Below are 12,545 nucleotides of genomic sequence, written 5' to 3' on the forward strand. Positions count from 1 at the left end.
ATGGCAACCCTCACCGCCGTCCGGCGCGGCCTGAACCCCCGGGCCGTCCGCCGTGGCCTCAATCCCCTGGGGGCGGGGTTCTGGACCTACGCCGCGCTCGTCGCCGTGCTGCTCGGCTCGCTGTTCCCCATCTACTGGTCGCTGATCGTGGCCTCCCACGACAACGACGCCATCGCCAGCGTCCCTCCGGTCCTCACCCCCGGCGGTCACCTGTTCGAGAACATCGCCCGGGTCTTCGACACCACCGCGTTCGGCCAGGCGATGCTCAACTCCTTCCTCGTGTCCGGCTCGGTCACCGTCTCGGTCGTGCTGTTCTCCACGCTGGCCGGCTTCGCCTTCGCCAAGCTGCGCTTCCGCGGGCGCAACGTGCTGCTCGTCATGGCCATCGCCACCACCACCGTGCCGCAGCAGCTCGGCATCATCCCGCTGTACATCCTCATGGCGGAGCTCGGCTGGACCGGCAGGCTCGAGGCGGTGATCGTGCCCGGCCTGGTCACCGCGTTCGGCGTGTTCCTGATGACCCAGTACCTCTCCAGTGCCATCCCCGACGAACTGCTGGAGGCCGGTCGCATCGACGGGTGCAGCACGCTGCGGCTGTTCTGGCACGTCGTGCTGCCCGCCGCCCGGCCGGCCGCCGCCGTGCTCGGCCTGTTCACCTTCATGCAGGCCTGGAACGACTTCTTCTGGCCGCTGGTCGTCCTCACGCCGGAGAACCCGACCGTCCAGGTCGCGCTCTCCAGCCTGGCCAGCGGCTACACCACCGACTACGCACTCGTGCTCACCGGCACCGTGCTCGCGATCGTGCCGATCGTGGCGGTCTTCGCCGCGCTGGGCCGTCAGATCATTGGGGGAATCATGTCAGGAGCGATCAAGGGATGACCCAGGAACGTACCGCCTTTCCCGCCGGCTTCGTGTGGGGGACGGCCACCGCCGCCTACCAGATCGAGGGCGCCGTGGACGCCGACGGGCGTGGGCCCTCGATCTGGGACACGTTCTGCCGCGTCCCCGGCGCGGTGGCCAGGGGCGAGAGCGGCGAGCACGCCTGCGACCATTACCACCGCTGGCGGGAGGACGTGGAACTGATGGACAAGCTCGGCACCGGCGCCTACCGTTTCTCGCTGGCCTGGCCCAGGATCGTGCCCGACGGCGACGGCCGGGTGAACCAGCGCGGCCTCGACTTCTACCGGCGGCTCGCCGACACCCTGTGCGAGCGCGGCATCGAACCGTACGTCACCCTCTACCACTGGGACCTGCCCCAGGCGCTGGAGGACCGCGGCGGCTGGCGCGACCGCGACACCGCCGAGCGCTTCGCCGACTACGCCGAGATCGCGCACGAGGCGCTGGGCGACACGGTGTCACACTGGATCACGCTGAACGAGCCGTACTGCTCGTCCATCGTCGGCTACGCGGAAGGCCGCCACGCACCCGGCGCGCGCGAGGGTCACGGCGCGCTCGCCGCCGCCCACCACCTGCTGCTGGGCCACGGCCTCTCGGTGGCCAGGCTGCGGGCGCGGGCTCAGGCGGGGCAACAGGTCGGCATCACGCTCAACATGTCGCCCACGGTGCCCGCGACCGGTTCGGCGGCCGACGCCGACGCGGCACGCAAGATGGACCTGCTGGTCAACCGGCAGTTCACCGACCCGCTGCTGCTCGGCGCCTACGCGTCCGACATGGCGGAGACCTTCGGCGCCATCAGCGACTTCTCCTTCCGCCGCGAGGGCGACCTGGAGGTCATCGGCGCCCCGCTGGACTTCCTGGGCGTCAACTACTACTACCGCATCCACGCCGCCGCGGCGCCGTACGAGCAGGCGGACCCCGCGCTGCGCTCCGCCTTCGACCTCGGGGTGCGCAGCGTCACCCCGGACGGCGCGGCGACCAGCGGGCTGGGCTGGCCGATGGAGCCGCAGGGGCTCCACCAGACTCTCCTCGGCCTGACCCGGCGCTACCCCGCGCTGCCGCCGATCTTCATCACCGAGAACGGCTACGGCGACGACGGGACTCTCGACGACACCGGTCGCGTCGACTTCCTGCGCGACCACCTGGCCGCCATCCGCACCGCGATGACCGACGGTGTGGACGTGCGCGGCTACTTCTGCTGGTCGCTGCTGGACAACTTCGAGTGGGCCCGCGGGTACGCGGCCCGGTTCGGGCTCGTCCACGTCGACTACGAGACGCAGGTCCGCACCGAGAAGGCGAGCTTCCACTGGCTGCGCGAGTTCATCGGGATACAGGGGTGAAGATCCCGGCACTCGCCTCGGGCGGCCACGCACCGGCCTGAGCACGGGCTGAAGTCGAATCGATCGGGGAATCACCCGCGTTATGCGAAAACGCTCTTTCTGGCCCGACCCATCAAGGGCCGGGCCCACCGTCGCACCTGGGGCTCGGCGATTACGCCGGGTCCGTCGCGGCTGTTACCACCACGCCGTGAAGTGCCACTTGTTGGCCGTCGAATACGTGCAGGATGACACGTTGACCCCTGTCGCCTTGACCGCGGACCTCCAGTAATTGCAGTTACCTGAGTCGGGGTAGCCGCCGTAGAACTTGCTTCCCAGCGCGACGGTCGAGGTCGACGCCGTGCCGGCATGGGCGGTACCCGTCAGGGAGAAAGCCGCTCCGGCGATGGCGATACCGACGATCGCCCTTTTCATAACTCCCATGGTGTGACCCTTTCCGTGGATCCGCGAGAACCTTCCGCTGCCCGTTTATTCTCAACCGGCGATTACCGGCACGCAAGGCCGATCCGGTAATGGAACGTACCATTTGAAGAGATTAACAAATTCGTCCGACGCTTTCGAGTATTTCGAAATCAATGCGATTTCGAACTTTTGACGTCCCGCTTGCGAACGGGAGCCGGTCACCACCTGGGAGGCTCCCCGCCCTGCTCAGGCGTGTGATGGCGGACGCCGGCGCGCGGTGCTGTGCGGCGCTGTCGCTGTACCTCGCCGCCGCACAGGGCTCCGCCTCCACCTGGGTGTTCAGTGGCGAGCGCCCCCGGACGGCGCCCGAGACCTGCCTCCGGTGGCCGGGATGTCGCCGACACGGGGGAGACGACTCCCTCGTGAGAGGGAGCGCTGGGATCGCTCTCCTCGGCGATTACTTTCAGGCCGGAGAAATCCAGGATCGAGGCGTAAGCAAACCACTGAGGAGTCTCCCGGATGAACCCCCGCATCGCATTCGTCGCAGCCCCCCTGCTCGTCATGGCCTATGGAGTGATCCGGATCCTCGACGGACTCGACGGCAGCCGAGGTCCCGGCCTCGCCTGGACCACCGGCCACCTCGCCTTCCTCGCGGCCCTGGCCATGTTCGTCCCCACCTTCCTGCAGATGCGCCGGATGGCGGGGCGAAACACCCTCTCCAATGTGAGCGCCACGATCGGAATCGTCGGCACCCTGGCGCTTTCCGCGCAGTTCGTCATCGACATAGTGGTCGGCCTCCTGTCCGCCGACCGCGCCGGCATGGGCGTCCTCTTCGACCGGATCCAGGCCGCCCCCGGTGTCTCCATCGCCGTCTACGACGGCGGTCCGTTCCTCTTCTACATCGGCCAGCTCGCGCTCGTCGTCCAGCTCGCCGTCACCCGCCGCGTCAAGGTCTGGACGCCCTTCCTGGTCCTGCTCGACCTCCTCCTCCCGTTCGTCGACAAGGACCTCATCCCGCTCGGGGCCGTCCTTCTGCTCGTCTCCTTCGCCCCTCTCGCCGGTCAGGTCTCCCGTACCGCCAAGCCCGTCCCCGCCGTCGCGTGACAGGACGCCAACCGGCGGGCCATCCGGTCCGTCGTTTCGCGTTCCCCGTGTTCGCCGTGCCGGACGGCCGGAAAGAGGAGGCAAGATTGGACGCTGTGTCAGCCTTGCCGTTTTTTGTCCAAGCTCGCAGCTGGTTGAGATCTCTTCCACCCCCATGGCTGGACACAGCGCTCGCCGTACTGGTGATGGGCGTGCAGTTGTGGCCGTTCCTCTCCCGCGAAAACCCGTATGCCGTGCCATGGCACTGGTGGGGATACGCGGTCGTGGTAGCCGCCGCCGTACCGCTGGTGTGGCGACGGCGGGCGCCGGTGGTCGCGCTGGTATGCACCCTCGTCGCGACCTCCCTCTACGACCTCGCGGACGAGGTCCCCTCACAGCCGATCTGGTACGGCGGGCTCATCGCCATGTACACGGTCGCCGCCCACTCCTCGCGCCTGCCCCGCATGATCATGTTCGTCTTCTCGGTCGGCGGGGGCCTGCTCCTGGTCGGCTCCTCGGAGACCGCGCTGCGCGGCGTCGTGCTGTTCGTCGCCGCGTACGCGATCGGCCGCGCCTCCGCCGCCTCCCGCGCATACGCCGCCGCCCTGGAGGAGCAGGCCTCCCGGCTGAAGTACGAGCGCCAGGCCGAGATCGAACGGGCCGCCGAGCGCGAGCGAGCCCGGATCGCCCGCGACATGCACGACATCCTCGCCCACGCGGTCAGCCTCATGGTGGTACAGGCCGAGGCCGGTCCCGTGGTGGTCAGAAGCAACCCGGCCCGCGCCGAGGCCGCCTTCGACGCGATCGCCTCCGCGGGACGCGACGCCATGGTCCAGCTCCGCCGCATGCTGACCGCGCTCAAGGAGGACACGGGGTCGCGCGCGCCGCAACCGACCATCGACGACCTGGCCGAGCTGGCCGACCAGGTCTCCGACGCCGGGCTCGACGTGACCTACTCCACCTCGGGTGAGCCCAGGCCGCTGCTTCCCGACATCGAGGTCGCCGCCTACCGGGTGACCCAGGAAGCCCTCACCAACATCGTCAAGCACGCGGGCGCCACCCGTGCCGACATTCGGCTCCTCTGGCAGGACGGCACACTTATGATCATCATCACCGACGACGGCCGCGGCTCCGGGCCGTCCTTCCCCGCCGGCGGAAACGGTCTCATCGGCATCCGCGAGCGCGCCGCCGCCTTCGGCGGCTCCGCCACCATGGGCCCTCGCCCGGACGGACCGGGTTTCCAGGTGCTCGTACGGCTGCCGCTGGCGCAGGCGGTGACGGCATGACCCTGAGAATCGTGGTGGCCGACGACCAGGAGCTGGTGCGCGCCGGGTTCAGCATGATCCTCGACGCCCAGCCCGACATCGAGGTCGTCGCCGAGGCGAACGACGGTGCCGAGGCCGTCGCGGCGGTCCGTGAGCACCGGCCGGACGTGCTCCTCCTCGACATCCGCATGCCCACGATGAACGGCATCGAAGCGGCCAGGATCGTGTGCGCCGAGACCGACTGCCGGGTGCTCATGCTGACCACGTTCGACCTGGACGACTACGTTTACGACGCGCTACGAGCGGGCGCGAGCGGGTTCCTGCTCAAGGACGTCCGCCGCGACGACCTCGTCCACGCGGTGCGGGTGGTCGCGGCCGGGGAGTCACTGCTCGCGCCTTCCGTCACGAGGAAGCTGATCGCCGACTTCACCTCCAGAGCGGTCACCCGTCCTGTCACCCCATCTGCTGAGCGACTCGCCGTACTCACGGTTCGCGAGCAGGAGACACTTCAGATGATCGCGCGCGGGCTGTCCAACGCGGAGATCGCCGCAGCCATGGTGCTCAGCGAGCACACGGTGAAAACGCACGTCAGCAACGTGCTCACCAAACTCGGGCTGCGTGATCGGGTACAGGCGGTGGTCGCCGCCTACGAGACCGGTCTCGCGGTCCCCGGCGGATCGGCGTGAACGCCGACGACCCGCCGCACCGCTCCGGCCCGAACAGCCGGCAGAAACCGGACGAGCTCGAACGAAGATCAAAAACCGGGTTAGGTCACCCGCGCCTGGCCTGGGTTCTTCGTGTTCCGAGGGTGGTGAAGCCCAGGGGATTCGAGCTCCCCGCTTCCTGCTTGCAAAGGAATGCGAACGCCCACTCCTACGCGGCGCACCATTTCTGCCACCTGCGGCAGGGGTACGGCGAAGTTCGGTCACGGCGTAGGCGTCGACGGCATCCGGGGCCACATCCGTGGCGATGACCGTTGCGGCTTCGGCGCCGTCTTGCAGGATGTGTGCTCGTGCCAGGCGAACTCCGAGCCGGTCCCGCACCCTTTGGAGGGAGAACGGGTCCTGCGCGTGTCGAACTCGAGGTACTCCTCCCGCCCCTCTTCGAAATGCTCAACGATGCCGATCCGGCCGGTGCGCAGGTGAAGCTCGCCTTCCCACATGCGATCCCAGGAGGGAAGCGGGCCGGGCTCGGCGTCCCAGAGTTCGTAGCGGACGTGGATCGGACCACCCCGGCCCGTTTTCCCGCCGGGGGAGACCCCACTGGTGATGTCGACGCCGTTGGGCCCCACCCCTCGAGCTCGGGCGACCAGGGCGGCCGGTCCTCCTCGATCAGCAGGTGCAGGCGCCCGCCGTCCGGCTCGTGGCGGGCGGCGGAGGCCGCGCGGCCGCTCCACTGGAGCAGGTACCGGGGAACCCAGCGATCCTCGTCGAGGCGGTCGGCCTCGAAGGTGTCCTCGAACTCCAGCTCGTAGCCGGCCCACGCCACGCGTTCCCGCCTTCCTGCCGCCGTCTTTCCGGAAAGGACCATACGCTGGGCCGGCCGTCGCGGTCACGGGCAGGCGAAGGGAACCGGCTGGAATCCCCCGGCATCAGTCGTGGGGAGCGCTTGGGTTCAGTGATCGAAGAGCCCTTCGGGGTAGATGGTCTCAGAAGGTGTTCCGGTGGTGTGCATGTTCCACAGGAGGTCGGCCAGCGTGGCGGGGGCGACGGTCTGCCAGTCGGGAACGGGCGCACCGGTTGCCCTCGCGGCCTGCATCTTCTCGTCCATCGCGCTGCCGCCGATGAGGGCGCCGACATAGATCCTGCCGATGTAGACGCCCTTGTCACCAACCTCTGCCTGCAGGGACTGCAGGTAGTTGCGCTGGGCCGCCGTAGCGGGACCGGGGCCGCTCATGTTCGGCACGCCGGCGAGGGCGCTGGCGCCCTGCGCGGTGAGAACGGCTCCCTCACCGCGTTCGAGCATGCGCGGGAGGAACTCCCGCACAAGCGCCAGGGGCGTGTAGACCATCAGGGGCATGAGGTCGGCGAGCTGCCCGGGGGCCGGGTCGGCTGCCGGTGTGAAACCGGCATCGCCACCGGCCGGCCCATAGTAAAGAACATCGAGATGGCCGACGGCAGAGCGGATCTGCTCAGCCAGGGTGGGCACGGCGTCGGTGTCCGAGAGGTCGGCGGTGATGACGTGGGCGATGACGCCGTGGGCGGACAGGTCCTTGGCCAACTGCTCCAGAGGCTCACGGCGGCGGGCGACGAGGACCACGTCGTAGCCCTCGCGCCCGTAGCGGCGGGCAACGGCCTGGCCCAGCCCGGATCCCGCGCCGAACACCGCGATGGACTTGGGCATGCTGTGACCAACGGCCTGGTGCTGCGCGACTGGCCTGAGCCCGCCCGCGAGGACTACGACCGACGCACCCGCATCTTCCTCGACAGCCTCCAGCCGCGCCCTCAAAGCACGTAGACGAACCATGGAAGGCAACGAAATGTAGCTGTACATCTCAGCTGTACGAGCTCGAAGAGACCGCGTTCGCGTCAATGACGGCAGTTGCGCTCTTCTTGCGCGAAGCGCCCCACGTGAAGACCTTCTTGCGGGCCGAATGCATGCCCGGGAAAGAACTCCCGAGCGGAGCGAGGATCATCGGGGCGAGATCCCGTCCAACGAGCGGGCAACGGGTGGGTGGCCTGAGGCCCGCGCCTGCCCGGCCCTTCGACGGTGAAGCCCAGGAGGTTCGAACTCCTGACATCCTGCTTGCGGAGACGCATTCCGATCTTGCTCGACCTGCGAAGACGCGGCCCACAACACTGATCGCGTTCCCCGTGACTCCCCGCTGTTCCCCCTCGTTTATCGCCCCATCGGGCACGCGACGTGCAAGGCCGGCAGACTCGCCATGTGGTCGGGGTCGACGGTCCCTTTCGTCGCATCGGCGATCCTGGCTTCGGGTGCTGAATCCCCGGCCGGGAAGGGCGTGATCCCGAGACCGCCGATCAGGCCGATGCGACCATCACGCTTCCTGACGGCACTCGGCGCCCTGCCACCTTCATGACCCTTGAGACCATCTCCGGGATCATGGATCGCAGGCAGGGTACGGGCGGATGCCTCAACGGCCGGTCTTTCTGGTGCCCGGACCTGGTGATCATTCACAAATCCGGCTTCGTCTCGATGGCTGATGTCGTACAAGTCATGATCGCGACCGGAGAGCTGAAAGCGCGTGCAGTGCGCTGCCGATCGACGACGGTCGGCATCCGGCCTCCCGCCCGGGGCGGAACGTAGGAACGCGGGGTGTCCGGGCCGCCGAACCGCCGTGTTCCGATCTGGTGGCCGGGACGGTTCCATACGGTCCCACCTGGCGGCTTCGCGTGGCCCCGCCTGGAGCCGATCATGATCGCGTGACGTCAGATCCGCCTGTGGACTCGGAGACCGCCGTCCCCGAACCCCTGCCGTGTCGTCGAGCCCTTCGCGGGTGCGTGACCCGGGAGGCGGCGGGCCGAACGCGTGTTCGCCGACCATGCCGCTTGTATGCGGTTCCCATGCGGGAGCTTCCTAGATTGATCCGTGTCGCAGCGTTCGGCTCCCTCGAAGAGAGGAGCCGTCATGAGAGAGAAGGTCAACCGATGCTTCGAACCGTTCGGTCGTTCGCCGACCGATTGCTGGAGAGTCTGGTCCCCGGCACGCAGGCGCAGGCGATGGCGTGCGTCGAGCAGTGGCAACAGTTCACCTGCCCTCCCGTCGGGGGCGTCCCGTACAACACGATAGGCCTGAAGCGGGTCAAGATCTGCAACGGTGTGACGCAGGTGCTGGAGACTCTGCCGTGCGGCACGCCGATCTGCGGCGGGAACAGCTCACCCTACGGGCCCTTCGTTCCCCTCCACCCGTGCCCGCCGTCCACCTGCCCGCCGTTCATGATGTGCTGAGCCGGGCCGCCTCGGCCGGACCCGTCATGTGAGTGACCGCCTCCATCGGGGAGGGACGGGTGCCGCGACTGGCGAAGAGTCGCGGCGCCCCCTCCAGATTAGGGGTTTCCATGGAGTACGTCCTGATCTGCTGCCGGCTTCTGGTCGGTGTGGTCCTCGTGGTCTCGGCGGTGGGCAAGGTGCGCTCCCGCGACGCCTACGCCTCCTTCCGCGCCGCCGCCGGTGAACTGGCACCGCGGCTGCCCCTGGTGCCGAGGGCCCTCGTGCCGCCTGCGGTCGTCGCGGGCGAGCTGGCCGCGGCCGTGCTGCTCGCCGTCCCGTCCACGGCCGGTGCCGGGTTCGTGATCGCGATGGTGCTGCTGGCCGCGTTCACGGTCGCGATCGCGACGGCCGTGCGCCTCCGCCGGCACGTGATCTGCAACTGCTTCGGCCCTTCGTCCACGCCGGTGGGGCCGGGGCGGCTCGTCCACAACGGGGCGCTGCTCGTCGCCTCGCTGGCCGGGGTGGTGCTCTCCTTCGGCACCGCGTCCGCGTCCGTCGCGCTGGAACCGGCCGGTGTCGCGGCGGCGGCGGTCACCGGCCTGGCGGGGGCCGCTCTGGTGCTGCTCGCCGACGACATAACCGAGCTGTTCCGGCCGCTCGTCTGACCGCCGCAGGCGCCGGCGAACGTGTAACCGTGGAACCACTAAGGATGATCATGTTGAATGTCGTTGTGGTGCTCGTCGGCGCAGTCATGGTGCTGTGCGCGCTCGACATCGTTCTCACCGTGGGAGTGGCCCGGAGGCTGCGCGCGCAGGGCGAACTGCTGGCGCGTCAGGCCGCCTCGCTCCCGGCCGGATATCCGCCGCCCGGTGCTCTCCCGCCGGTCATGCGCGAGGCCGGGGATCGGCTGGGCGCCTTCCGTACCGCCGCCGCGGACGGTACGCCTCTCGACGAGGGGTTCTTCGCCAATGCCCCGACCCTCGTGGCGGCGTTCTCCGTCGGGTGCCCCGCCTGCGAGGAACGGCTGCCCGAGTTCATCAGGTTCGCCCCGGCCTTCGCCGGCCGTGAGCGCGTGCTCGCCCTCGTGGTCGGCGCCGACGGCACGGCCGAGAAGGCCACGCTCCTGGAACCGGTGGCCACCGTGGTGGTGGAGAAGACCCACGGCGGGCCGGTATGCGGGTCGCTGGGGGTCAGGGCCTATCCGGCGCTGGCGATCGTCGATCCCGGCGGCGTCGTCCGCGCTTCCGGCACCCTGATCCAGGACGCGGCGGCCGCCCTGGAAACGGTCTGACCCATGCGGAAGATCATCATCGCGTTACGGCTGAGCTGGCAGGCCGGTCCGCTGCTCACCGCCGTCGTCGTCACGCTCACGCTGGCGACCGCGCCGGCACCGGTCGTGACGGCGTGGCTGACCAAACTGGTGCTGGACGACATCACCGCCGGAGCCTCTCCCGGCACGGTCGCGGGGAAAGGCGTCGCGCTCGCCGTCACGATCGTGGTGACCGGTCTGATACCGCACGTCACCCAGTACGCCTCCCGTGAGGTCGAACGCCGCGTCGGGCTGCTGGCCCAGGAACACCTGTTCGTCACGGCCGAGCGCTTCGTGGGCATGGCTCGTTTCGAGGACCCCGTCTTCCTCAACCGGATGCAGATGGCACTGCAGCACGGCGCCACCACCCCTGGGATCATGGTCTCCGCCGCCCTGTCGGTCGTCCGCGCCGTCGTCACCGGTCTGGGCTTCCTGGGGTCGCTGACGGTCATCTCCCCCTGGCTGCCCGCGGTGATCCTCGCCTCGGTCCTGCCGATGCTGGCCGTGGAGCTGTCGATGGCCCGCCGCCGGGCCGGCCTGTCGTGGCGGCTGAGCCCGATCGAACGCCGGGAGATGTTCTTCCGCGATCTGCTGACCAGTGTCCAGGCCGCCAAGGAGATCCGGTTGTTCGCCATCGGCACCTACCTGCGCGAGCTCATGACGGCCCAGCGGCGCCTGTCCAACAGGGAGAACCGCGACATGGACCGCCGCGAGGTCGGCGCCCAGGCGCTGATCGGCCTGGGGAGCGCCGCGGTGTCGGGTGGGACGCTGCTGTGGGCGGTACTCGCCGCCGCCGGCGGCCGGATCAGCGTCGGTGACATCTCGCTGCTGGTCGCCTCGGTGGGCGGCGTGCAGAGCGCGAGCGTGTCACTGGTGCACACCATCGCCCAGTGCCACCGTCAACTACTGCTGTTCGACCACTACCTCCAGGTGGTCGCCACCGAACCCGATCTGCCCGTCGCCCGCTCTCCCAGGGCGATCGCGCCGCTGGCACGCGGGATCGTCTTCCGCGACGTCTGGTTCCGCTACTCTCCCGACCACACCTGGGCGCTGCGCGGCCTCGACCTGACCATCCCCCGCGGCCGGACGGTGGGTCTGGTCGGCCGGAACGGCGCGGGCAAGAGCACCCTGATCAAACTCCTGTGCCGGATGTACGACCCCGAGCGCGGCGCGATCCTGTGGGACGGCGTCGACCTGCGCGAACTGGACCCCGCCGAACTGCGTGCCCGCATCGGCGTGGTCTTCCAGGACTACATGGAGTACGACCTGTCCGCGGCCGAGAACATCGGCCTGGGCGATCTGGAGTACCTGCACGACCGCGAGCGCGTCACCGCCGCGGCCGTCGACGCCGGAGCCCACGAGTTCGTCAGCCGCCTGCCCCGCTCCTACGACACCCTGCTGTCACGGCTGTTCTTCCAGGGAGAGGACACCCCCGAGGACACCTCCGGCGCCATCGGCGTGACCCTGTCGGGAGGCCAGTGGCAGCGGCTGGCCCTGGCCCGCGCGCATCTGCGTACCGGGCACGACCTGATGATCCTGGACGAACCCAGCTCCGGCCTGGACGCCGAGGCCGAGTACGAGATCCACCGCAGGCTGCGGCAGCGCCGGACGGGCCGTACCAACGTGCTGATCTCCCACCGGCTCAACACCGTGCGCGATGCCGACCTGCTGGTCGTGCTCGACGAGGGAACCGTCGTCGAGCACGGCACCCACGAGGAACTGGTGGCCCGCGGCGGCACCTACGCCGACCTGTTCTCCATGCAGGCCGAGGGCTACCTGGAGGTCCTTCCCGGACAGGCCGGTCGGTGACCGCTCCGCTCGCCCTGATCCTCACACCGCTCGCAGCCGGTGCCGCCGCGGTGTTCTGGGCTCGCCGGAACCTCCTGGTGGCGATCATCTCGGGCGCCAGCATGCATCCCACCCACCGGCCCGGCGACAAGGTGCTGGTACGGCGGCTGCCCTCCGACCGGATCCGAACGGGAGACATCGTCGTGGCCGACATCGTGGCCGTCCCGGAGTACGTGGCGGCGCCCTCGTACGGCGGGATCCGGCGCGCCGCGCGTCCCGGCGTGGCCGGAACGGGCAGGCGGCGCGGAGCGGTTCCCCCATGGAAATCCTCTCCCGGCTCCGCCCCCAGCCGGGTCGTCAAAAGGGTCGCCGCCGTCCAGGGGGATCCCGTCCCCGCCTCGGTACCCCGCAGGGCGGGCGAGACCTCGGTCCCCGGCGGGTGCCTCGTCCTTCTCGGTGACAATCCGGGGCAGAGCCTGGACTCCCGCCATTTCGGATACGTGTCCGCGACGGACGTGGTCGGCAAGGTGGTCGGCGCCCTCTCGGCGGCAGGTAGCCGGTGAGGCGTCCGGTC

12 protein-coding genes are annotated in these 12,545 nt (G+C 69.4%); 10 read left to right on the plus strand and 2 right to left on the minus strand.

What is annotated here, in order from left to right; all coding sequences use genetic code 11:
• Nucleotides 1–879 (plus strand): carbohydrate ABC transporter permease, encoded by an 879-nt coding sequence (locus tag ACVCAG_RS22055; protein ID WP_350968579.1) that lies wholly within the window; start codon nucleotides 1–3, stop codon nucleotides 877–879.
• Nucleotides 876–2,237, plus strand: a complete 1,362-nt coding sequence (locus ACVCAG_RS22060; RefSeq protein ID WP_440085347.1) for a GH1 family beta-glucosidase — start codon at nucleotides 876–878, stop codon at nucleotides 2,235–2,237. Before ACVCAG_RS22055 ends, ACVCAG_RS22060 begins: the two co-directional genes overlap by 4 nt.
• Nucleotides 2,238–2,411: 174 nt before the next feature.
• On the opposite strand, the gene ACVCAG_RS22065 is transcribed toward ACVCAG_RS22060, so the two are convergent.
• The gene (locus ACVCAG_RS22065; protein WP_440085348.1) at nucleotides 2,412–2,657 is read right to left on the minus strand and encodes a hypothetical protein; all 246 of its coding nucleotides are present in this window, start codon (nucleotides 2,655–2,657) and stop codon (nucleotides 2,412–2,414) included.
• Nucleotides 2,658–3,155: 498 nt separating this feature from the next.
• Here ACVCAG_RS22065 and ACVCAG_RS22070 point away from each other — a divergent pair, with 498 nt between their 5' ends.
• From ACVCAG_RS22070 to ACVCAG_RS22080, 3 genes are all read left to right on the plus strand, one after another.
• Nucleotides 3,156–3,740, plus strand: coding sequence for a hypothetical protein (locus ACVCAG_RS22070; RefSeq protein WP_440085349.1), 585 nt, complete (start codon nucleotides 3,156–3,158; stop codon nucleotides 3,738–3,740).
• A 134-nt stretch (nucleotides 3,741–3,874) separates the two neighbouring features.
• Nucleotides 3,875–5,005, plus strand: a complete 1,131-nt coding sequence (locus ACVCAG_RS22075) for a histidine kinase (RefSeq protein WP_440085350.1) — start codon at nucleotides 3,875–3,877, stop codon at nucleotides 5,003–5,005.
• Nucleotides 5,002–5,670, plus strand: a complete 669-nt coding sequence (locus ACVCAG_RS22080; protein ID WP_440085351.1) for a response regulator — start codon at nucleotides 5,002–5,004, stop codon at nucleotides 5,668–5,670. Before ACVCAG_RS22075 ends, ACVCAG_RS22080 begins: the two co-directional genes overlap by 4 nt.
• A gap of 928 nt (nucleotides 5,671–6,598) precedes the next feature.
• Here ACVCAG_RS22080 and ACVCAG_RS22085 read toward each other — a convergent pair.
• Nucleotides 6,599–7,327, minus strand: coding sequence for an SDR family NAD(P)-dependent oxidoreductase (locus tag ACVCAG_RS22085; protein WP_447190216.1), 729 nt, complete (start codon nucleotides 7,325–7,327; stop codon nucleotides 6,599–6,601).
• 1,265 nt (nucleotides 7,328–8,592) lie between these two features.
• Between ACVCAG_RS22085 and ACVCAG_RS22090 the strand changes: the two genes are divergently transcribed.
• The 5 genes from ACVCAG_RS22090 (at nucleotide 8,593) to ACVCAG_RS22110 (ending at nucleotide 12,534) form a co-directional block, all read left to right on the plus strand.
• Nucleotides 8,593–8,892, plus strand: coding sequence for a hypothetical protein (locus ACVCAG_RS22090; protein ID WP_440085353.1), 300 nt, complete (start codon nucleotides 8,593–8,595; stop codon nucleotides 8,890–8,892).
• Nucleotides 8,893–9,002: 110 nt separating this feature from the next.
• Nucleotides 9,003–9,539, plus strand: a complete 537-nt coding sequence (locus ACVCAG_RS22095) for a MauE/DoxX family redox-associated membrane protein (RefSeq protein WP_447190217.1) — start codon at nucleotides 9,003–9,005, stop codon at nucleotides 9,537–9,539.
• A gap of 50 nt (nucleotides 9,540–9,589) precedes the next feature.
• On the plus strand, nucleotides 9,590–10,165 hold the full coding sequence (locus ACVCAG_RS22100) for a hypothetical protein (RefSeq protein WP_447190218.1): 576 nt from the start codon (nucleotides 9,590–9,592) through the stop codon (nucleotides 10,163–10,165).
• 3 nt (nucleotides 10,166–10,168) lie between these two features.
• Nucleotides 10,169–11,992: an ATP-binding cassette domain-containing protein gene (locus tag ACVCAG_RS22105; protein WP_440085356.1), complete on the plus strand. Its 1,824-nt coding sequence runs from the start codon at nucleotides 10,169–10,171 to the stop codon at nucleotides 11,990–11,992.
• Entirely contained in the window at nucleotides 11,989–12,534 is a 546-nt protein-coding gene (locus tag ACVCAG_RS22110) for a S26 family signal peptidase (protein ID WP_440085357.1), read from the plus strand. Before ACVCAG_RS22105 ends, ACVCAG_RS22110 begins: the two co-directional genes overlap by 4 nt.
• Nucleotides 12,535–12,545: the final 11 nt, after the last annotated feature.

The sequence above is a fragment of the Streptosporangium sp. G12 genome (assembly GCF_052983175.1).